We start from the raw sequence: 22,175 nt of genomic DNA on the forward strand, positions 1-22,175 counted from the left end.
CCGCTGGGGCCGCTGGGGCCGCTGGGGCCGCTGGGGCCGCTGGGGCCGCTGGGGCCGCTAGGCCGAGGTCGCGCCGGCCGCCGAGTGATATCCGAGCCGGGCCGAGACCTCGTCCGCGGCGGCACGGAGCAGTCCCAGCGCCGCGTCGCGGGCGGCGGCGTCGAGCCGGAAGGTGGGGCCGCTGACGCTCATCGAGGCGATCACGTCGCCGTGCATGTTGTGGAGGGGGACCGCGATGGCGGTCAGCCCGACCTCGAGCTCGTCGACCGCCACCGAGTAGCCCACCGCGCGGACCTCGACCAGCTCGGCGGCGAGCCGATCGCGAGAGGTGACCGTGCCGTCGGTGTAACCGGTCAGCTTCCCAGCCGCCGCCAGCGCGGCGCGCGGGTCGAGGCCACTGAGCAGCACCTTGCCGTTGCTGGTGGCGTGCAGCGGGATGCGCTGGCCGACCCAGTTGTGCGACTGGATGCTCGAGGAGCCCGACGCCTGGTCGACGTACAGGGCACTGCCGTCGGCGAGGACGGCGATGTTGATCGTCTCTCCGGTCGCCTGGGCGAGTCGCCGTACGATCGGGCGCGCCTCCTGGACCACGTCGAGCCGTGCGGTGGTGGCGCCGGCCAGGCGCAGGAGTCCGCCGCCGAGACGGTACTTCCCCCGGTCCTCGGTCTGTTCCACCAGACCGTGCTGCTCGAGCGTGGCGACCAGGCGAAAGGCGGTGGACTTGTGGACCCCGAGGTCCCGAGCGAGATCGGAGATCCCGACCTCTCCCGCTCGCGCCAGGTGTTCCAGGATGGTCAACGCCCGGTCCACCGACTGGACCCCGGCGCCAGGCGCAGCATCGTTGCTCATGGCGCAACAGTACGACGTCCGCCGATCCGGCCTCGATCCAGCCGGTCGTACTCGGCCAGGCGTGCCGTGTCACGGACATCGGCGACACCTCGGACCTGCGTGGTCGGTGACGCCTCTCGCCTGCCTTCACGAGCGTGCGCGGTCAGCCTCTCAGTCAGCCCGCGGTGAGGCCTCGACGCACCATCCGGCGCTCGATGCCCACGGTCTCAGTCTTGGAGCTGCCGTCGAATCTGAAGCCTTGGCGCTCGTAAAACGCGACCGCACGGCTGTTGCCGTCGAGTACCCACAGGTAGGCGTCTGAGGTGCCGAGGGCCTCGGTCAGCATGGCGTGGCCGACTCCGTGACCGTAGAACTCGGCGCGGACATAGAGCGCCCAGACCTCCACCGCAGGAAGATCGTGGGAGTCGTCGCGTCCGTGCCCTCGACTGACGAATCCGATGAGTCGGTCGGTCGCGCGATCCCGAGCCAAGAGCGTCAACGACTCGGGACTGGGAATGTCTGCGCGCCACCGCTCAATACGCTCCGAGCGATCCTTGCGGCGATCGCGCAGGATCTCGTTCGGCATCAGATGACCGTAGGCCTCGTCCCAGACGTCCAGGTGAAGGTCCGTGAGGGCTTCGGCGTCATCGACGCTAGCTGGGCAGATCAGCACCGTCGACACCGTTGCAACGTTACGCGGTCGACGTTCTTCGGTCAGCCGTTGTGCCCGACGCGCGGCTCGACCGGTCGTACGGACCCGTGATGCCGCACGGTGAGACCGTCACGGCCGCCATCAAGGTGGCGGAGAAGGCCATCGCCAGCCGGCGTCCCCCGACTGCTGGCCGACAACGGGCTCACGATCGCGGAATTCGTACGAATATATGTTCTAAAGCAGCGCAGAATGCGGTAGGATGGGCCCATGGAGTCCACCGCCGCCTGCGAGACGCTGATCGCCGACATCGGCCGCCCGCGCGCGGCCGGACCGATCGGTCGGTCCGACGTCGACGAGATGGTGCAGTGGCCGGCGGTCCGGATCCTGGCGACGGCGGAGCACAACCTGCGGGTGCGACGCCAGGTCCTCGTTGATGAGCTCGAGCTCGCGCTGGCGTGGGCCGACCAGCACTCCGGCGAACCCGCCGGCCCGGAGGGCGCGAGGGGAGCCGCCGGTGGCGATCGACTGGTCAGCCTCGGCGGCGACGGCTCCCCGATGGTCCAGGACCTGTGCCTGGAGGAGCTCTCGATCGCGCGACAAGCGCATGTGGCCAACACCCGACGACTGGTGGCGGATGCACTGGACCTGCGGCACCGGCTCCCGTTGACCTGGGCCCGGCTGCGGCGGCTGGAGGCCGAGCCATGGGTGGGCCGCAAGGTCGCCCATCTCTCCCGCCACCTGCCCGCCGACCGGATCGGGGTCGTCGACGCAGCGGTCGCGGATGCGCTCGACCAGGCGCCCTCGCGGGTCCTCGCGGTGGCGGAGGCGGCCATCATCCGCGCCGACCAGGAGGCCCACGCGGCCTCGCTGGCCGAGGCCAGACAGGGGTACGGCGTCTGGTTCGGTCGGGTGAGCGCCGCCGACCCCGACGACCCCCACTCCGGACGTGGCTCCCAGTCGCTGTTCGCGCGGATGGCGCCCGAAGACGCGTGGTGGCTGGACCGGCTCCTCGACGAGATCGCCGACCACCTTCACGCCGATCCGGCCCTGGTGGATGCCTCCGGGCTCACCGCGGAGGCGACCCGGGACCAGCTGCGCGCGGCAGCCATGGGATGGCTGGCCCGCCCCGAGGACGTCGCCGCGCTCCTCGCCGACCACGACGCCGGGGATGGGCCCCGCCGGCCGCGACGACACCGGGCCGTGATCTACCTCCACCTGCATGAGACCGCGCTGACCGGCGCCCAGGGCATCGCCCGGGTCGAAGCCCTCGGCCCGATCCTCGTCCAGCAGTTGCGCACTCTCGTCGGGCACGCGCACATCACCCTGACCCCGGTCGTGGACCTGGCTGACAGCTACTCCACCGCCGGCTACGAGTACCCGCACTCCATCCGGGAGCGCGCCATGCTCCGCACCGGCGGCGATGTCTTCCCGTACGCCACTCAGGTCAGCCGCAACCTCGACGCCGACCACGTCGTCCCCTACGACCCCGGCGGACCACCTGGCCAGACCCGGGACACCAACCTCGCCCTGTTGTCCAGACATCACCACAGAGCCAAGACCCACCTCGGCTACCGAGTCGAGCAACTCACTCTCGACAAGTATCTCTGGACCTCTCCGCACGGTCTGATCCGGCTCGTCGACCCCACCGGCACCCACACCCTCACCCACGGCGCCGCTGAGCTGCTGCGCGCGCTCTACAGCGACACGATGGTTGAGATGGTCAACTGACACCGCGATGCTCCGATGGGTGACCACGCTGGCGGTCATCGTCGCCGAGGACGCGGATTGCTGCCCCTGGTGGGTCGAGCTCCGAGGTGGGTTGACCTTGCCCCGACGGCAAGCCTCAGCCTCCTCTCGCCGGTGATCGACACCGGGAGGATGGTGATCATGACCGAGCCGCAGACACTCATGACGATCGGCGACTTCGCCTGCCGTGCGGGGCTGACGACGAAGGCCCTGAGGTTGTACGACGACCTCGGACTGCTTCCGCCCGCGGAGGTCGATCGGTACTCGGGTTACCGTCGGTACGCCCCCGCGCAGCTCGAGCGCGCTCGGCTGGTGGCGACGCTCCGACTGCTGGGCATGCCGCTGGCGCGGATCACGCAGGTCGTCGACTCCTCGCCCGCGGCGGCGCTCCAGCAGGTCGAGGCCTACTGGCGCCAGGTCGAGGCCGATGTGGCGGCTCGCCGAGGCATCGTCACCACCCTCGTCCATCAATGGAGGAACGAGACACACATCATGACGACAGCTTCCGACCGACTCCACGCCGATCTTGGCGCCAGCCATCGCCAGGGCCGTCGCAACCAGCAGCAGGACGCCCTGATCGCCACCCCCGAGCTGATCGCCGTTGCCGACGGGTTCGGTGAGCGAGACGACCTCGCCGCCGCGGCGCTGGCGGCCTTCGCCGGCGGCGGTCTCGCGGAGGCGACATCCGTGCTCGCTCCCGAGGTCAGCGCGGCTCTGCCGAACCTGCCCGGCTCCGGCACCACGCTGACCGCGGTCGCTCTCGACGGCGCGACCGCGCGGATCACACATGTGGGCGATGCGCGAGTCTGGCTGGTGCGCGACGGTGAGCTCCGACAGATCACCCACGACCACACCGTCGTGGCGGCGCTGATCGAGGCGGGTCAACTCACCGCCGAGGAGGCCCGCTCGCACCAGCACCGCAGCCTGCTCAACCGGGCCCTGACGCCGGGCGTCGTCGCCGACGTGTCCACGGTGGACCTGCTCCCAGGCGACCGGCTCGTGCTGACCACCGACGGCGTCCACACCTACGTCGACGACCTCGCCGCCTTGCTCACCTTGGCGACCGGCCCGCAGGAGGTGGCCGATGCGGTCGCGGAAGCCGTCACCGAGGCCGGAGAGCCCGACAACCACACAATCGTGGTGGCCGATCTGGCCTAGCCGATCTTCCCGGCACCGTGGCCATCTGAGCTTCGTGAGAGGCCTGCAAGGGGGCCGGGATCCTCGTGCCGCGGGGACTGCTCGAGGTTCGGGTGCGACCGCGGCGAGTGGTGCTCGCCGATCGCTGATCCGGTCAGCCATCGTCAGCCATCGCGCTGGCGGCCTCCCGCGGGCTGTGCCATCCTTCACTCGGCTCAACGTCTCGGTCCACCGCCGCGAAGGAGTGCCTGTGACGACACTCACCGGAGCCGTGACACAGCCGACCGGGAGCGACCCCCGGTCCACCTCCTTCGTGCCCGCGTACTACCTGGCTTCCTATGGACTGTACGTCGCGATCTTCAGCGCCACCCTCGGGGGAGTCTCCGTCAAGGTGCAGGGCCTGGTCCCACTGGACCAGGCGGCGCAACAACTGGGGCTCATCACCGGGCTCGGCGCCGTCTTCTCGATCCTCGCCCAGCCGATCACCGGCGCCGCATCCGACCGCACCCGGTGGCGCCACGGCATGCGCCGACCGTGGATCCTGGCCGGCGCTCTCGGGACCTTCGTCGGCCTGGCCGGCACCGGCGCGGCCGGCGACCTGGCCTCGCTGACGATCTCCTTCTGTGCCGCCCAGCTGTTCGCGAACATGGCCCATGCCGCCGCCAACGCGACCATCGCCGACCAGGTCCCCGCCGCCCATCGTGGCCGAGTCGCCGGCGCCGTCGCATCATGCGCACCGGTCTCGCTGCTCACCGCGGCCGTCGCACTGAGCTATCTGCCGAGCAACTTCTTGCGACTCACCGTCCCGGCGGGGTGTGCGGTGGTGTTCTGCACCTGGTTCGCGCTGAGACTCGACGACAGGGTCCTGCCCCCGCCGACCCGAGTCTCGCGACAGGCCTCGGGACGGGCTTCGGGACGGGCCTGGGGACGGGCACTGTGGCCGGCTCTGCGACGGTCGTTCGCGTTCGCGCCCGGATCCGGTCGCAACCTCACCTGGGTGTGGGCGACACGCGCGTTGATCATGCTCGGATTCGCCGGGGTCGGCTCCTATCTCACGCTCTACCTCGCCGCGCAGTTCCAGATCACCGATGGCACCGACCAGCTCCGCTTCGCCATGTATGCGATCTTCATCCAGACGCCGTGCGTGGTCCTCGCCGGACACCTCGGCGGTCAGCTCGCCGACCGCACCGGCCATCGCCGCCTGCTGGTCTGCTGGGGCGGCCTGCTCATCGCGGCCGGCATCGGCATCGTTGCGGGCGCGGCGGTGGTCGGTCACGACCTCGGGCTGGCGACGGTGCTCGTCGGGGAGGCGGTCATCGGCGTCGGCGTCGGCCTCTTCCTCGGGGTCGACCTCGCGCTGGCGATCGAGGTCCTCCCCGATCCGGCCAGGCAGGCGAAGGACCTCGCGGTGCTCAACACCGCTGCCTCGATTCCACAGGTGATCGCGCCGGTCCTCGGCGGCCTGCTGGTGCTGCCGCTGATGCGCGACCTCGCACCGGACCTGGCCTACCCCACCTGGTTCGGACTCAGCGCCGTCGCCTCGGCCGTCGGCGGGCTCCTGGTGTGGAAGATCGACGGAGTCAGGTAGAGCTGCCGCTCGACGGTGTCAGAGGGGAGCGGACAACAGGTACGCCGAGCAGGCTGCCGCGACCTCGCGGCGAAGAGTGTCCCAGCCGACCTCGCGACGCTGCTCCGGCGCACGGTGGAAGGTGGCATAGTCCGCGTAGGTGCTGTGCGCCATCCGATAGCAGATCGCGGCCCGGTCCTCGCGCCCCAGGCTCCGGCGAACCCCGGCGTCCTCCGGCAGATAGTGGAGGAGCGCGGCGACGACGGCGTCCTTGACCGCGGCCATCACATAGGCGCCGTACGCACCGTGTTCCGGCACGCGGTGCGAGTTGAGCATGCAGACTCCGCCGAGCTCGCCGTGCGTCTCGAACAGCTCGCCGAGCCGGGTGATCACCTCGCGCACCCCATCGGCCGGCGGAGCGCTCGGCAGGACGGCCAGGTCGAAGGCGTCGTCCACGGCATGCGCGAAGTCGATCAGGTGACGGTCGTGGATCGCACCGAACAGGCCCTCCTTGCTCCCGAAGCGCTGGTAGATCGACGCGGTGGCCACGCCTGCCTGGCGACTCACGCCCTCGACGGTGAAGGTGCTCCACCCTCCGTCGGCCAACAGCCCGGCGCCGGCGTCGAGGATCCGTTCCATCGACTGTCGACTGCGCTCCTGCTGCGGTGGCCGCACGTACCGCTCCGACGGCGCCGACGGCGCATCCGCACGATCGAGGATTCTCACCGAGCCTCGACCCGATCGATCGCCACCGCCAGGGCGCCGTACACCTCGGCGAGCGGACCGAGGCGCGCCGGCTCGACCTTGACCGCCGCTGCCGTCGCCGGCTGCGCGTACCGGTCGATCGACTCCCGGACGCCGCGGGCGAACGAGTCACCGGCCACCCCCAGCTCGCCACCGACGATGACCGCCTCCGGATTGAACCAGTTGCACCCGTCGGCGACCACGCGTCCGACCGCCCGCCCGGCGTCGACCAGGATCCGCTCGCCGACCGGATCGGCCGCCACCTGCTCCAACGAGATCGCCGATTCCGTGGGGCCCGCGAGGTGGGTGTGCTGGAGCTGCTCGCGAATCCGTGGCACCGACACCGACGCCTCCAGGCAGCCCTGCTTCCCGCACCGGCATCCGGCGGTCGTGCCGGGCAGGATCGTGTGTCCGATCTCGCCGGCGATGCCGACCACACCGCGATAGGGCTGACCGCCGATGATGATGCCGGCGCCGATGCCGTGGGACGCCTTGATGTAGAGCAGTGTCGACCGGGTCCGGCCGCCCCCGAACCGGTGCTCGCCGATCGCGCCCATGTCCGCATCGTTCTCCACATGCACCGGCGTGCCGAACAGGCGGGCCAGCTCGTCGGCGGGGGTGTGTCCCACCCAGGACGCGAGGATCGTGGGCGAGCTGACCACGTCCCGACGCCGGTCGAGCGGCCCCGGGATCCCGGCGGCGACACTGCGCACCGCACTCATCGTCAGGTCGTGCTCGCCGACCAACGCCGCGGCGAGGTCGGCGGCGAGCTGCATCGCCTCCGCCGCACGGCCGTCGACGTCGAGCGCCGCGGTCCTCTCGGCGACCACCTCGCCTCTGGTGTTGCCCAGTGCGACCCGGACGTGCGTGTGGCCGAAGTCGATGCCGAGCACGTGCCCGTCCGGGCGGGCGGCCCGCAGCAGCGTCACCGGCCGACCGCGGTCGCCGCGGGACCGCTCGACGCTCTCCGGTACGACGATCCCCTGCTCGATCAGGTCGGCGACCGCCGACGCCACCGCGCTGCGTGAGAATCCGGTCAGTCGCTCCAGGTCCCCCCGAGTGGTGGGACCGTGGGTTTTCACCTCGTCCAGGATGGCCGAGGCGGTTCTTTGCCGTCTTCGGGCGGGCCCCGGCGCTGAGGTCATGTGCGGGAGTCTACGCATCGCCGTTAAATCTCTAAAAAAGATTAATATCAAGATTCATATTCTGTATTGACGACCGAACGCCGTCGTCCCTACGGTCGATCGACGTGACGGCCGACACAGGCCGCTCATCGTCACCCCACTCTCGAAGGAGATGCTCGATGGCCAGAACCGACGCGGGCCACGCTGCCGGCCCACCGCCTCGCCGCGAGGCCGCGATCAGATCGCGCACCAGTCACCGGAGGCTCATCCGGTCCGGCGTCGCCGTACTCGGCGGGATCGGACTGGTCCTCGGCACACTCGCCGCGACGGCTCCGGCAGCCACCGCCGCCGACGGCGACGAGCTCTCTCCCGACGTGCCCTACACGCTTCCGGTCACCCTGCCGACGCAGACGAGCTCGCCGAGCACCGACGCCTCCGCGCCGTACACCCCGGCCGTGCTGAACCTGATCGCTCAGATCGAGCCGTCGGCCAACCCGACCAAGGCGGAGATCACCAACGCCGACCAGATGCTGATCGGCGTCAGCAACGACAGCTGTCACAACGTCGGCACCAACGGAGCGCCGCTGGACACCACCCCGGCCATCTCACCGTTGTGCTGGACCGACGGGCTCGGTATCGGAGTGACGAGCGGCAGCAACAGCGGGAAGACCACCGCCTCCCCGACCATGGTCGCGCTCGGCTCGTCGTTCGACTCCCAGCTCGCCAACGCGTGGGGTCAGGTCGAGGGCACGGAGGGCCGCGCGCTCATGACCACCGGCCTGCTCGGTCCGCAGGTCGACACCGACATCTATCCCAACTGGGGCCGCGGCCTCGACACCCCCGGCGAGGACCCGCTGGTCAACGGCAAGATCGGCGCCGCCCAGATCAACGGCATGCAGGGCAAGGGCCTGATGAGCCAGGTCAAGCACTTCGCCGCCAACCAGGGTCAGGGCGACAGCACCCCCACCACCGTGCAGGACCAGGCGCTGCACGAGACGATGCTCACCACCTACGAGCAGAGCCTCGTCTCCGGTGGCGCGGCCGCGGTGATGTGCAGCTATCAGCTGTTCCAGGACGAGGGCAGCGGCGTGCCGACGAGCGGGGTCTCGGCGGTGTCCAAGGACAGCCCGTACCTGTCCGGCAGCTCACCGAAGACCTGGTCGCTCGACGAGATGCATCACGCCTGTGAGCAGCCGCTGACGATGAACTACGTGCTGCGCGGCATGTGGGGCTCCAAGGCGCTGGTCGGCCCCGACTACGGCGGTGTGCACAGCGCCAGCTCGATCCTCCAGGGACTGGACATGGAACCGGGCTCGAGCTACTTCGGCACCACCAATCTCACCAGCACCGACCCCACCGGGAGCACCTGCGCCGACACCGAGGGCAACGAGGTCTCCTGTGACACCGACGGCGCGGTCCATGTGGCGGGGATCCCCGGCGATCCCGACGACTGCGGGACCAACGGGTGCAGCGTGGCGAACGCGGTGGCCTCGGGCGCGTTGCCGCTCTCGGTCTTCAACCAGTCGCTGGCTCGCATGCTGTACCAGGAGGAGCGCTTCGACCTGCTCGGCTGCGACGACGACTCCGCCGACTGCGCGAACCCCGGCGGCGTCGACGGTGACCGCTCCGGCACCGCTGCGCTGAAGGACGGGAGCACGAGCGGAAAGGTCCGGCTGGGGACGAAGAACGGTGACGCCGCCGTGGTGGAGAAGGTCGCGGAGGAGGGCGCCGTACTGCTGAAGAACAACTCCTCGGCGCTTCCGCTGACCACCTCCGACCTGAAGAAGGGCGTCGCGGTCAGCGGTCCCGGGGCGGAGTACCTGGTCGCCAACCCGAACGCCGAGGGCTCGACCGGGTTCTCCGATCGCAACGCGATCAGCCCGCTTCGCCAGCTCAAGGCGCTGTCCGGGGACGCGGACGCGTTCGACTACTCGCCGGCGAACGGGCCGACCGGTGCCGTCATCCCGTCCTCGGTGCTCTCCACCGACGACGACTCCGTCACCGGAAGCCTCACGCTCTCCGGCCCGGACGGGGACAGCGAGGACAGCGACCTCGACCACACCGACTCCTCCGACGCCGGTCAGCTCGATCCGGGCAGCTACACCTGGACCGGGTACCTCAAGGTGCCGACGGCGGACGACTACACCTTCCGGATCCAGCAGGACGCCGACCTCGACGCCGACGACACCACCGTCAGTGTCGATGACACGAGCCTCGCGCTCTCGTCCGCGACCACCTTCTACCACGGTGCCTACTACGGCCAGACCGCCGTTCCGGTCGACACCACCAACGAGGGGTACGTCGAGGGCGGGCTGAGCAACCTGCAGACCGAGGAGCAGTCGTTGACGGCCGGCTACCACAAGATCACCATCACCTTCGACAACACCACCGACGACCCGGCCAGCCTGCGGATCGCGTTCTCCCGGGCGCAGGGCGACATCGACGACGCCGCCAAGGCCGCGCGCAAGGCGTCCAAGGCGATCGTGTTCGTCAACGACGAGAACCGGACGACCATCGGCTCGCCGCCGTTCACGCTGCCCTCGGGCCAGCAGATCAGCGGCCTCGGCGACGACCAGGTGAAGCTGATCAACGCGGTCGCGGCGGCGAACCCGAACACGATCGTGGTGATGAACACCTCCCAGGCGGTGATCACCCAGCCGTGGGTCGACAAGTCCAGCGTCAAGTCGGTGCTGGAGATGTGGAACTCCGGCTCCGAGGGCGGTACGGCGACGGCCCGGCTGCTCCTCGGCCAGGCCAACCCGAGCGGACACACCACCATCACCTGGCCCGAGGACGGCAACGACACCATCTACAGCTACGACCAGGCAGAGGGCCTCTACGCCGGCGACACGGCCGGAGTGCACTCCGAGCGGGCACCGTCCACCTCGGACGGGTCGACCGACATGACCCAGGGCATCTACTCGGGCTACCGCTACTACGACAAGCTCGGTGTCGACGTCCAGTTCCCCTTCGGCCATGGCCTGAGCTACTCCACCTTCAAGTACCAGCACCTCAAGGTGAGAAGAGCCGGCAGCGGCGGGCTGAAAGTGACCCTCGACGTCAAGAACACCAGCAAGGTCGCCGGCGTGGCGGTGCCCCAGGTCTACCTGGGCGCCCCGAGCACGAAGCCGACCGGCGTGCAGTTCGCCGTACGGTCGCTGGCTTCCTACCAGCGAGTGAGCGTCGGCGCCGGCAAGACCAGGCACGTCACGCTGACGGTGCCGTTGCGCTCGATGCAGTACTGGTCGAGCACGAAGCAGCAGTGGGTGACGGCCACCGGGACCAGGACGGTGTACGCCGGCTCGGCCGACAGTCTGAACCAGTTGCCGCTGCGCTCGACGGTGAAGGTCGCCTCGGCGCAGAACGTGACCTGCAGCAACACCCAGCTGAACACCACCACCATCCACGGGAACCTGAAGGTCGCCAGGGGATCCTGGTGCGACCTGGTCAACGTGCACGTCACCGGCAGCATCAAGGGTTCCGGCGTGGCCGGGATCCGGCTCAGCGGATCGACGATCGACGGCAGGGTCAGCCTGACCGGCACGACCGCGGCCAAGGATCCGCAGAGCTCCGGATCGAACGTCGTCTGCGACTCCTCGATCGGCTCCAGCCTGACGATCACGAAGAGCAGGAAGGCCGCCAGGTGGCTGATCGGCAGCTGCGGCTCCGTCAGCGTCGGTGGCGATCTCGCGCTGACCGGATCCACCGGGTCGGCCAGTGTCACCAAGGCGAAGGTCGAGGGCGACCTCGACCTTCGCGGCAGCACCAAGGTGAGCACCAGTGGCAACGAGATCAGCGGCGTGACCCGTCGCTGAGCACCCCACCGGGTTGCTCGACCCTCCGGGCCGTGGGGGCCCGGTCACCGGGCGGTGGGGTGCGCACCCCACCGCCCGTCCCCCACACCTCTCCCCCACACCTGAAAGGCCCGTCATGATCAACCTCCGCCGTGCGGTGGCCACCGCCGCGGTCACCCTCCTCGCCGCGATCACCGTGACGGCCTGCGGCGACGGCGACGACTCCTCGACCGCCGAGGCCGCACTCGGCACGACGCTGACCACGCCGACGTACGCCGAGGTGCACGCGGCCGTCGACGACCTCTGGTCGAGCACCGCGGAGATGGCCGACTTCAGCATCCGGTCGGTGGAGTACGACTCCTCGACCGTCAATCGGGTGCTCGACATGTGTCACACCGGGACCGCCGCCGGCAACGAGGAGTCGCTACAGAGCAGCCGGGTGACCGCCTGCGCTCCGCTGATCTACTTCCTCTACGAGTTCGGCCGGAGCAGGGACGACAGCGCAGCGGTCGAGACCGCGAACGACCTGTACTCCTATGCGGTCACCCGGATCTCCGGCCCGAAGAGCAGCCAGAAGATGCTCGACACGCTGCTGAAGAGCTGGGGTGTCGACGTCGCCGCCGGCACCGCCGACGTCACCCCGGAGACCGCGGCCGAGGCCCGGGTCGACGCGGTCCGTACGGCGCTCTCGGGAGTCCGAGGCGTTCGGATGTCCGTCCGCAGCTCGTCCGGCTCGGTGGCCCTGTTCGACGTGGGCACGACCGGCACGACCGAGACGTTCGGCGCCGGGAGGACGGAGGTGAGGGTCCTGGTGACGACGAGGGCGGCCTACCTCCAGGGCAGCCGGACGGCGCTGCGCCGGACTCTCCAGATCACCACACGTCGCTCGGTCTCCGGCTGGATCCGGGTGTCGGCCGGCAACGCCGCCTACAGCACCGTTGCCGACGGCACCGGCATCGACGACGTGACCACCTCGATCCTGCCGGCGACGACAGCCGTCCGGTCCGCCGAGGACGAGGGTGTCACGGTGCTCCGATGGCGGCAGTATGCCGGCAAGGTCGGCAGGTACGACCGACACACGCTTCGCGTCGACGCCGGTCTTCCGGTGAGCTCCACGGTGGTCAGCTCCGCGGGAGACCGCACCGTCACCCGGTTCTCCTGGGGGCCGGTCGACGCCATCGCCGTACCGGCCCACGCGGTGCCGCTGCGCCAGCTGAGCTCGGCGCGGTGACCCGCTGCGCTGAGGACCGACTCGGCGATCCTGAGGACCGACTCACCTGCTCCAGAGACCGACTGGCTCGTTCCGGGGACCGATTCGGCTGCTCTGAGGACCGATTCGGCTAACGGAAGACCACCGTCCGATTCCCGTTGAGCAGCACCCGCGACTCGGCGTGCCAGCGCACCGCGCGGGAGAGCACCAGCGCCTCCACGTCCCGCCCGGCCGCGACCAGCTGCTCCTGGGTGTGGGCGTGGTCGACCCGGATGACGTCCTGTTCGATGATCGGGCCCTCGTCCAGGGCGGCGGTGACGTAGTGCGCGGTGGCGCCGACCAGCTTGACCCCGCGATCGAAGGCCTGGTGGTAGGGCTTGGCGCCCTTGAAGCTGGGCAGGAAGGAGTGGTGGATGTTGATCGCCCGTCCGCTCAGCTCCCGGCACAGGTCGTCGGAGAGCACCTGCATGTAGCGCGCCAGCACCACCAGATCCACCTCCGCCTCGGCGACCAGATCGAGGAGCCGCTGCTCCGCGGCGGGCTTGGTCGCGGCGCTCACCGGCACGTGCTCGAACTCCAGCCCGTAGCTGCGCACCAGTGCCTCGGCGTCGCGGTGGTTGGAGATCACCACCGGGATGTCGATCTGCAGCGCCCCGGTCGAGTAGCGGAACAGCAGGTCGTTGAGACAGTGCAGGTATCTCGAGACCATGATGATGGTCCGGTACGGCGCCCGGGCGTCCCAGAGGCTGAAGTCCATGTCGAACTCGGCGGCGACCGCCGCGAACCCGGCGTGCAGCGCCTCGGCGCTCTCCTCGGCGGCGGTGACGAAGTCGATCCGCATGAAGAACCGTCCGGTGAACGGATCGTCGTACTGCTGGGACTCCAAGATGTTGCCGTGGTGGGCGACCAGGAAGCCGGAGACGGCGTACACGATCCCGGGCCGGTCCGGGCAGGAGAGCACCAGCACGAAGTCACCGGCCGGGGCCGTCGCCGGTGCCGTGTTGACCTGGTCGGGCATCAGTCCCCAACTCCATCCGGATCGCCTCGCGTGGCGATCCTAGCCTCACGTCGGCCCCGAGTGAGGTCCACCGACTCGCCCTCAGGGCCCGGTGAGCGATTCCGGCGCGAGCAGCCCCACCAGCTCGGACTCGTCCAGGATCCCACGCGCCCGGACGAGGGCACGGATGTCGCCCTCGCCGGCGAGCGCCGCCTGGGCCAGCTCGGTCGCGGCCGCGTAGCCGATGTGCGGGATCAGCGCGGTGACCACACCGACGCTGCGGGCGCTCTGCTCGGCGAGCCGGTCGCGGTCCACCTCCAGACCGCTGATGCAGAGCGAGGTCAGCGTGTCCACCGCCGAGGCGAGCCACTCGCCGCCCTGCAGCAGCAGATGGGCGATCAACGGCTCGAACGGGTTGAGCTGCAGCTGCCCGCCCTCGGCCGCCATCGTGATCGCGACATCGTTGCCGGCCACCGCGAAGGAGACCTGGTTGACCATCTCCGGGATCACCGGATTGACCTTGCCGGGCATGATGCTGGAACCCGCCTGACGCGGCGGCAGCCGCAGCTCCCCCAGCCCGGCCTGCGGGCCCGAGGAGAGCAGCCGCAGGTCGTTGCAGATCTTGGAGACCTTGATCGCGGTGCGCTTGAGCATCGCCGAGGCCTGCACGAACGCGCCGGTGTCGAAGGTCGCCTCGACCAGGTCGCTCGCGCCGACCAGCGGCAGGCCGGTGATCGAGGCGAGCTCGGTGACCACGTCGGCCGCGTATCCCGGCGCGGTGGTGATGCCGGTCCCGATGGCCGTCGCCCCGAGGTTGACCTCGCAGAGCAGCGCACGGGCATCGGCGATCCGGGGACGCTCCTCCCCCAGCGTCACCGCCCAGCCGCGCAGCTCCTGCCCGACCGTCATGGGCACGGCGTCCTGCAGCTGGGTACGTCCGACCTTGACCACGTCGGCGTGCTCGGCCGCCTTCGCCGCCAGTGCCTCGATCAGCCGGCCGAGCGCGCCGTTCAGCCCGTCGAGCATCGCGATGACCGCCAGCCGTACGGCGGTCGGATAGACGTCGTTGGTGCTCTGGCTGCGGTTGACGTGGTCGTTCGGGCTCAGGCGCCGATAGTCGCCGCGTGCGGCTCCCATCAGCTCCAGTGCCCGGTTGGCGATGACCTCGTTGGCGTTCATGTTGGTCGAGGTGCCGGCACCGCCCTGGACCACATCGACCACGAACTCCTCGTCCAGGTCGCCCGCGCGCACCTGCGCGCACGCCCGCTCGATCGCGCCGGCCCGGGTGTCGTCGAGCAGCCCGAGCTTGTGGTTCGCCCGCGCCGCGGCCTGCTTGACGGCGCCGAGTGCGGCCACCAGTCCGCGGTGACGGCCGATCGGGAATCCGCTGACGGCGAAGTTCTCCAGCGCACGGGCCGTGTGCACACCCCAGTACGCCGAATCCGGCACCCGCTTGTCGCCGAGTAGGTCGTGCTCGGTCCTACTCCCCGGCGCGCTCATCGCGATGCCTCCGCCGCCACGTCGACAGCGGTCCGGGCGAGCGCGGTCGAGGCGTCCAACAGGGCTCGCTCGGCGGCCGGTCCGACGCAGTGGTCGGCGAACTCGCGCTGATGGTTGAGCGCCGGCAGCGAGTCGACGCCGATGTAGGGATGGATGGCGGGCACCAGCTGCGAGACGTTGCCCATGTCGGTCGAGGCCCGGTTCATCCGCGCCGCCATCTCGGCGCCGGCGAACGACCTGCCGAGCGCCTCGGCATGACGCCGGTACGACGCCAGCGCACGCTCGTCGGTCCGGAACTCGGCATACGGCTTGCTCTCCGGAGTGATCTCGAGCTCGCAGCCGGTCGCCAGCGCACCGGCCTCGAAGCAACGCCACACCCGTGGCTCGAGCTCCTCGAGCTCGGCCAGCGACTCGGCACGGACGTACCAGCGGCCCTCGGTGAGCTCCGGGATCGCGTTGGGGGCCTCCCCGCCCCGGGTCATCATGCCGTGCACCCGGACGCTCGACGGCAGTTGTTGGCGGAGCAGGCCGAGTGCGACCTGGGCGATGGTGAAGGCGTCGGCGGCATTCACCCCGTGCTCGGGGTAGGCGGCCGCATGGGCGGCCTTGCCGCGATAGCCGATGTGCGAGTGGGAGACGGCGAACGGCCGGGCCTCGGCCACGTCGACCGGCGCGGGATGAGCCATCATCGCCAGGTCCAGGCCGGCGAACGCGCCCCGGTCGAGCATCTCGATCTTGCCGCCGCCACCCTCCTCTGCCGGGGTTCCGTAGACCTCGATCCTCAGATCGAGGTCGTCGGCCACGCCCGCGAGGGCGAGCGCGGCACCGACCGACGACGCCGCGATCAGGTTGTGGCCGCAGGCGTGACCCAGACCGGGCAGGGCGTCGTACTCGGCGCAGATGCCGACCCGGAAGCGGCCGGTGCCCGCGGTCGCCAACAGCGCCGTGTCGAGACCGAGGTAGCGCTCGGTGACGGCGAAGCCACCCTCGGCGAGTGCCTCTCCGACCCAGGCCGCCGCGCGGTGCTCCTGCCAGGCGGTCTCCGGGTGCGCGTGGATCCGGGTGGAGAGCCCGATCAGCTCCTCGCTGCGGTCGCCGACCCGGCGGCCGACCTCGTCGTGGGCGTCCATCGCGTCACTCGTCGCCGGGGACGCCGTACGACGGTGCCTCGGTCGGGTCGAGGGCCCGGGTGACGTAGTCGTCGCGCTGCGGCAGCCAGACCTCGAGCAGCCTGCCCAGCTCGGCGATCGGCTCCTCGTGCCAGTCGACGCGGAGATCGGTGACCCGCCACTCCTCCCCGCGTACGACGGCCAGGCCCGCCGAGTGCAGCGGCCCCTCCTCGCCACCCGCGGCGAGGCCCGCCTCGAGCGCCTCGAGCAGCCGCTGCTCCAGTTCACCGGCGGAGGCGGCGAACCCGCGAACGACCGCCTCGACGACCTCGGGCGTGCGCAACATGTTCCCGGCGGCGACCACCTTCTCGCCGATGACCTCGTGGTGGGTGCCGAGCGTGTCGCTCCCGGAGAACGCCGCCGCCCCGCCACCGAGGTCGAGGACCGTCAGCTGCCGGTGGGCGCGCAGATCCGCGGGCACCGCCGCGACGACCGCCGCCATCGCCTGCTCCGCATCGGCACCGCCCGCGAGCGCGTCCAGCAGGGCCGGTCCGAGTCGCGGATCGGTGACGTTCTGCGACGAGGCCCCGCCGACGCCCGGGCGCAGGTGCACACAGCGAGCCGCGACCGCCGGGCTCGAGGACGTCACGGCCATGCCGACGGCGCCGTCGCCGTCGGTGGCCAGCACCGAGAACGTCACTTCGCCCCCTCCGGGATGACGGCGATCGCGTCGACCTCCACCAGCCACTCGGGCCGGGCCAGCGCCGAGACGACCAGCCCGGTCGAGATCGGGTGCACACCCTTCGTCCAGCGCCCGATGGTGCGATAGACGGTCTCCCGGTACCGCGGGTCGACGATGTAGACGGTCAGCTTGACCAGGTGCTCCATCCGGGCTCCGGCCTCGGTCAGCAACATGTCGATGTTGGCCATCGCCTGCTCGGCCTGCGCACCGACGTCGCCGATCCCGACCGACTCGCTGGTGTCGAGGTCCTGCCCGATCTGTCCCCGGACGTAGACGGTGTTGCCGGCCACCACGGCCTGACACAGATCGTTGTCCAGGTTCTGCTCGGGGTAGGTGACCTTGGTGTTGAACGGACGGATCCGGATGTGTCCGCCGGCGACGATGGGAGCACTCATGGAGGCCAGTCCAGCCCAGACCCGTGTCGGTGTCCAACAGATCTTTCACACGATCTAGATCGGTTCTGCCGATCCAGGGACTGGATCAACAGAACCGAACCAATGTGACAAGAACATCTGTTGGACGAAAGGCCGGGCCGGCGGTGAGGATCGAACCGAGGCACACCTGAGCGTGCTGATCAACGAGGCGGTTCGCCTAGCAGTGGAGGTTGTTGATGTCGACCGAGCAGGTTGAGGTTCTCGTCGTCGGGGCCGGCCAGGCCGGAGTGGCGATGTCCGAGCATCTGGGCACCGCGGGCGTGCCGCACCTGGTGCTGGAGCGCGACCGGATCGCCGAACGCTGGCGCACCGGCCGCTGGGACTCCCTGGTCGCCAACGGGCCCGCCTGGCACGACCGCTTCCCGAACATGGAGTTCGGCGAGGTCGACCCGGACGGGTTCGCCGCGAAGGACCAGGTCGCCGACTACTTCGCCGACTACGCCCAGAAGATCTCCGCGCCGATCCGATGCGGCGTCGCGGTGACCTCGGTACGCCGCAACAGCGGCCGGCCGGGCTTCACCATCGAGACCTCCGAGGGCACCGTCGAGGCGCGGTTCGTGGTCGCCGCCACCGGACCCTTCCAGATCCCGGTGATCCCGCCGATCGTTCCCGACAGCGCCGGGCTCACCCAGATCCACTCCAGCTCCTACCGCAACTCCGCGCAGCTGCCCGAGGGTGGCGTGCTCGTCGTCGGCGCCGGGTCGTCCGGCGTACAGATCGCCGACGAGCTGCGTGCCTCCGGCCGCGACGTCTACCTCTCCGTCGGGCCGCACGACCGGCCACCGCGCTCCTATCGCGGTCGCGACTTCTGCTGGTGGCTCGGCGTCCTCGGCCTGTGGGACCTCGAGACCCCTCCGGCCGGTGCCGAGCACGTCACCATCGCGGTCAGCGGCGCCCATGGCGGGCGCACCGTCGACTTCCGCGAGCTCGCCGCCGCCGGGATCACCCTGGTCGGCCGCACCGCCGGCCACCGGGACGGCGTGCTCACCTTCGAGACCGACCTGGCCGCCAACATCGCTGCCGGCGACGCCAGCTACCTTGCCCTGCTCCGCGAGGCCGACGAGTACGTCGACCGGAACGGACTCGACCTGCCGGCCGAGCCGGAGGCGCACCTACTCGGTCCCGACCCGGCGTGCGTGACCGACCCGCTCGTCGAGCTCGACCTGGCCGCCGCCGGCGTCACCTCGATCGTGTGGGCCACCGGCTTCACCACCGACTACGGCTGGTTGCAGGTCGACGCGTTCGACGAGCACGGCAGGCCCGCTCATCGCCGCGGCGTGTCGACCGAGCCGGGGGTCTACTTCGTCGGTCTGCCGTGGCTCTCCCGGCGTGGCTCCAGCTTCATCTGGGGGGTGTGGCACGACGCCAAGCACATCGCCGACCACATCGTCACCCAGCGCGGCTATCTCGCCTACCGGGCACCGCGACCGCCGCAGTGACACCGGAGTGACACCGCAGTGACACCGCAGTGACACCGCAGTGCACGCCGACCGCCCTACTCCAACGGTGCGATCAGGTCGGCCGCGCGCTCGGCGACCAGCATCACGGTGACCACCGGGTTGACCGAGGTCAGGGTCGGGAAGACCGAGGCGTCGGCGATCCGCAACCCCGCCACGCCTCGCACCCGGAGCTCGGGGTCGACCACCGCGGCCGGGTCGTCCGCGGCGCCGATCCGGCAGGTCCCGCTGACGTGATAGACGGTCTGATGGATCTCCCGCTGGAGCGCGGAGAGATCCTCGTCGGAGACGACGTCCGGTCCGGGGAAGAGCTCCGGCCCGAGCCAGTCGCTCATCGGCGGTCGGGCCGCGATCTCGCGGGCGAGGCGGACTCCGGTGAGCAGCATCTGCTCGTCGTGCCCGTCGGCGTCGGTGAAGGAGCGGTAGTCGATCCGCGGCGGCGCCTCGGGGTCGGCGGAGTCGATCCAGGTGCGACCGCGGCTCTGGGGGCGCGCCACGTTGGGCGCGATGCTCACGATGTCCTCGGGCAGCGGTGGCCGGTGGTGCTCGGCGAGGTACCGATCGGCGTGCACGGCCCACGGTCGCACCGGGAAGTGCATCATCACATCGGGCCGGTTCTCCACGGTGCCGTCCAGCCGGATCATCGCGCCGGCGTCCCAGCCGCTCGCGCAGGTCTGCGGCGGCCGGTGCGCCGCCTCCCACACCACCAGGCCCTCGACATGATCCTGCAGGTTCTCGCCCACCCCGGGGAGGTCCGCGACCACCGGGACGCCGGCCGTCTCGAGCACCCGCACCGGACCGATGCCGGAGAGCTGCAGCAGCCGCGGTGAGTCGATCGCACCACAGCACAGCACCACGTCCCCGGCGGCGAGGAGGTCGCGTTCGGCCCCGATGGCGTCGCGCACGCGCACGCCGCCGACGCGCGGCGTCGCGGCGGTCGCACCATCCTCGTCGAACAGCAGTCGTACGGCGCGCAGCCCGGTGAGCACCTCGGGGCCGTCGCCGGCCGCCCGGGCGGCGTGCAGATAGTGGATCGAGGTCGAGGAGCGCAGGTTGGTCTCCGGGGTGTAGCCGACCTCGAAGAAGCCGGCCCCGGTCGCGGACTCCTCCAGCCGCCCGTCGTTCCAACGATCCTGCTCGGGCACGTCGAGCGCGGCGACCGCGCTGGCGACCACGTCGGCCACGAACGGGTTCCGGTCCGCCGGGGTGACCGGCTGGATCGGCGTACGCAGGCGGTCGTAGAGCGGCCCGAGCCGGTCCAGTCCCCAGCCGGTGGCGCCGAGCGCCTCCCACTCCGCCAGGTCGCCGCGGAGCGGCTTCCAGGCGATCATGGTGTTCGCGGTGGAGCATCCGCCGAGAATCCGCAGCCGGGCCAGCCGGATGTGGGAGTTGCCGCGCGCGTTGGGCTCGGAGCGGTAGTCGAGGTCGTATTCACCCTCGAGCATCTCCTCCCAGCGGCGCAGCTCGCGGGCGCGCGGCTCGTGCTCGTCGTCGGGCCCCCACTCCACCAGCGCGACGTCGCGGCCACGCTCGGCCAATCGGGTGGCGAGCAGCGAGCCCGCCGTCCCGCCGCCGACCACCACCACGTCATAGCAGTCGCGCGGCTCAGCCATGGTGGATCCAGGTGGTCTTCAACCCGGTGAACTTGTCGAGTGCGTGCAGCGAGAGATCCCGGCCGTAGCCGGAGTGTCCGAACCCGCCGAACGGCGTCGCGACGTCGAGCGCGTCGACGCAGTTGACCGACACGGTGCCGGCGCGCAGCCGGGCGGCGACCGTGTGGGCGCGGCGCAGGCCGTCGGTCCACAGCCCGGCGGCCAGCGCGAACGGGGTCGCGTTGGCGACGGCAATCGCGTCCTCGACGCTGTCGACGGTGTGCACGGTGAGGACCGGCCCGAAGACCTCCTCGGTGGCGATGGCGGCAGCCGGGTCGACACCCGTGAGGACCTGTGGCCGCAGGAAGCAGTCGGTCCGGGCGCCCTCGACGAGCCCGCCGCCGTACGCCGCCGTCGCCTGGTCGGCGCCGAGCTCCATGTAGGCACGCACCCGGGCGGCCTGCCGACTGCTGACCACCGGCCCCATCTCGGTGACCGGGTCGAGCGGGTCGCCGACCACGATCCGGGAGGCCCGGTCGACCACCCGCGCGGTCAGCTCCTCGGCCACCCCTGCCTGGACGACGAGCCGCGAGGTCGCGGAGCAGACCTGACCCGAGTTGGTGAGGATCCCGGCGCACACGCCCGCGGCGACCGCGTCCAGGTCGGCGACGTCGTCGAGCACCACCACCGCGCTCTTGCCACCGCATTCCAGCCAGACCTGCTTGCCGTTGGACTCCCCGGCGTAGGTCTGGAAGAGCCGGCCGACCGGCGTCGAGCCGGTGAAGGTGACGGCGTCGACGTCCGGGTGACGGCCGAGCGCCTGCCCGACCACCGGACCGGCCCCGGGCACCACCGTGAGCACGCCGTCGGGCAGCCCGGCCTCCGCCGCGAGCCGGCCGAGCAACAGCGCGGAGAGCGGCGTCTCCTCCGCCGGCTTCAGCACGACGCTGTTGCCCGCCGCGAGCGCCGGCGCGACCTTCCAGATCGCCATCTCCAGCGGGTAGTTCCACGGCACCACCGCCGCCACCACGCCGAGTGGCTCCCGAGTGACGGTGGCCAGGTCGGCGGGTCCGGTCGGCGCCACCTCGCCGTAGACCTTGTCGAGACCCTCGGCGTACCAGTGCAGGATCGCCGCCGAGCCGGGTACGTCGATCCCGACGGTGTCGGCGATGCGCTTGCCGCCGTCGAGGCTGTCCAGCAGCGCCAACTCGTGGCAGTGCTCGGTGATCAGCTCGGCCAGCCGGTTGAGCACGCCGGCACGCTCCCGGGGGTGGGTGCGCGACCAGCTGCCGGACTCGTACGCCGCTCGGGCCAGCGCCACCGCGGCGTCGACGTCCTCCGCGGCGCACTCGGCCACCTCGGCCAGCGCCAGGCCGGTGGCGGGATCGACGGTGGTCCGGGTGACGCCGGCGCGGGACGCCACCGGCCCGCCGATCCAGGCAGCCGTCGGGAGCGTGAGCTCCTCGGCGAGGGCTGCCCAGGCGGCCCGGTCGGCCCGGTCGATGGCAACGGTCACTGATGCTCCTTGGGGACGGGTTCGAC

Annotated in this window: 17 protein-coding genes; 6 read left to right on the forward strand and 11 right to left on the reverse strand. The window is 70.8% G+C overall.

What is annotated here, in order from left to right:
• Positions 1-57: 57 nt before the first annotated feature.
• Positions 58-849: an IclR family transcriptional regulator gene (locus tag QM638_RS09300; protein ID WP_415141684.1), complete on the reverse strand. Its 792-nt coding sequence runs from the start codon at positions 847-849 to the stop codon at positions 58-60.
• Positions 850-1,003: 154 nt separating this feature from the next.
• A complete protein-coding gene (locus QM638_RS09305; RefSeq protein ID WP_415141685.1) occupies positions 1,004-1,510 on the reverse strand; it encodes a GNAT family N-acetyltransferase in 507 nt (168 codons plus the stop codon).
• A 237-nt stretch (positions 1,511-1,747) separates the two neighbouring features.
• Here QM638_RS09305 and QM638_RS09310 point away from each other — a divergent pair, with 237 nt between their 5' ends.
• The 3 genes from QM638_RS09310 (at position 1,748) to QM638_RS09320 (ending at position 5,951) form a co-directional block, all read left to right on the forward strand.
• Positions 1,748-3,208 carry a hypothetical protein gene (locus QM638_RS09310; protein ID WP_415141686.1) on the forward strand — a complete coding sequence of 487 codons (1,461 nt, stop codon included), beginning with the start codon at positions 1,748-1,750 and terminating at the stop codon, positions 3,206-3,208.
• Positions 3,209-3,367: 159 nt separating this feature from the next.
• Positions 3,368-4,384 carry a MerR family transcriptional regulator gene (locus tag QM638_RS09315; protein ID WP_415141687.1) on the forward strand — a complete coding sequence of 339 codons (1,017 nt, stop codon included), beginning with the start codon at positions 3,368-3,370 and terminating at the stop codon, positions 4,382-4,384.
• 229 nt (positions 4,385-4,613) lie between these two features.
• A complete protein-coding gene (locus tag QM638_RS09320) occupies positions 4,614-5,951 on the forward strand; it encodes an MFS transporter (RefSeq protein WP_415141688.1) in 1,338 nt (445 codons plus the stop codon).
• An 18-nt stretch (positions 5,952-5,969) separates the two neighbouring features.
• Here the strand turns inward: QM638_RS09320 and QM638_RS09325 are convergent, their stop codons facing one another.
• The gene (locus QM638_RS09325; RefSeq protein WP_415141689.1) at positions 5,970-6,656 is read right to left on the reverse strand and encodes a TetR/AcrR family transcriptional regulator; all 687 of its coding nucleotides are present in this window, start codon (positions 6,654-6,656) and stop codon (positions 5,970-5,972) included.
• Complete coding sequence (locus tag QM638_RS09330) at positions 6,653-7,837, reverse strand: ROK family protein (RefSeq protein WP_415141690.1); 1,185 nt, start codon at positions 7,835-7,837, stop codon at positions 6,653-6,655. The genes QM638_RS09325 and QM638_RS09330 overlap by 4 nt, the downstream gene beginning before the upstream one ends.
• Positions 7,838-7,977: 140 nt before the next feature.
• On the opposite strand from QM638_RS09330, the gene QM638_RS09335 reads away from it, so the two are divergent.
• Positions 7,978-11,613: a glycoside hydrolase family 3 C-terminal domain-containing protein gene (locus QM638_RS09335; RefSeq protein WP_415141691.1), complete on the forward strand. Its 3,636-nt coding sequence runs from the start codon at positions 7,978-7,980 to the stop codon at positions 11,611-11,613.
• A gap of 115 nt (positions 11,614-11,728) precedes the next feature.
• Positions 11,729-12,823 (forward strand): hypothetical protein, encoded by a 1,095-nt coding sequence (locus tag QM638_RS09340; RefSeq protein ID WP_415141692.1) that lies wholly within the window; start codon positions 11,729-11,731, stop codon positions 12,821-12,823.
• 109 nt (positions 12,824-12,932) lie between these two features.
• Here QM638_RS09340 and purU read toward each other — a convergent pair whose 3' ends face one another.
• The 5 genes from purU to QM638_RS09365 form a co-directional block, all read right to left on the reverse strand.
• Entirely contained in the window at positions 12,933-13,820 is an 888-nt protein-coding gene (gene purU, locus QM638_RS09345; RefSeq protein ID WP_415141693.1) for a formyltetrahydrofolate deformylase, read from the reverse strand.
• Positions 13,821-13,901: 81 nt separating this feature from the next.
• Entirely contained in the window at positions 13,902-15,299 is a 1,398-nt protein-coding gene (locus tag QM638_RS09350) for an aspartate ammonia-lyase (protein WP_415141694.1), read from the reverse strand.
• The gene (locus QM638_RS09355; RefSeq protein ID WP_415141695.1) at positions 15,296-16,429 is read right to left on the reverse strand and encodes a M20 family metallopeptidase; all 1,134 of its coding nucleotides are present in this window, start codon (positions 16,427-16,429) and stop codon (positions 15,296-15,298) included. The genes QM638_RS09350 and QM638_RS09355 overlap by 4 nt, the downstream gene beginning before the upstream one ends.
• A gap of 4 nt (positions 16,430-16,433) precedes the next feature.
• Positions 16,434-17,108 carry a DUF1028 domain-containing protein gene (locus QM638_RS09360; RefSeq protein ID WP_415141696.1) on the reverse strand — a complete coding sequence of 225 codons (675 nt, stop codon included), beginning with the start codon at positions 17,106-17,108 and terminating at the stop codon, positions 16,434-16,436.
• Positions 17,105-17,545, reverse strand: coding sequence for a RidA family protein (locus QM638_RS09365; RefSeq protein ID WP_415141697.1), 441 nt, complete (start codon positions 17,543-17,545; stop codon positions 17,105-17,107). Before QM638_RS09365 ends, QM638_RS09360 begins: the two co-directional genes overlap by 4 nt.
• Before the next feature lie 215 nt (positions 17,546-17,760).
• Between QM638_RS09365 and QM638_RS09370 the strand changes: the two genes are divergently transcribed.
• Positions 17,761-19,023 (forward strand): flavin-containing monooxygenase, encoded by a 1,263-nt coding sequence (locus QM638_RS09370; RefSeq protein WP_415141698.1) that lies wholly within the window; start codon positions 17,761-17,763, stop codon positions 19,021-19,023.
• A gap of 56 nt (positions 19,024-19,079) precedes the next feature.
• Here QM638_RS09370 and QM638_RS09375 read toward each other — a convergent pair whose 3' ends face one another.
• Entirely contained in the window at positions 19,080-20,654 is a 1,575-nt protein-coding gene (locus QM638_RS09375) for a GMC family oxidoreductase (RefSeq protein ID WP_415141700.1), read from the reverse strand.
• Positions 20,647-22,149, reverse strand: coding sequence for an aldehyde dehydrogenase family protein (locus QM638_RS09380; RefSeq protein WP_415141701.1), 1,503 nt, complete (start codon positions 22,147-22,149; stop codon positions 20,647-20,649). Before QM638_RS09380 ends, QM638_RS09375 begins: the two co-directional genes overlap by 8 nt.
• Between the last annotated feature and the right edge of the window lie 26 nt (positions 22,150-22,175).

This window comes from Nocardioides sp., from assembly GCF_047606145.1.
In the GTDB taxonomy this organism is placed as follows: domain Bacteria; phylum Actinomycetota; class Actinomycetes; order Propionibacteriales; family Nocardioidaceae; genus Nocardioides.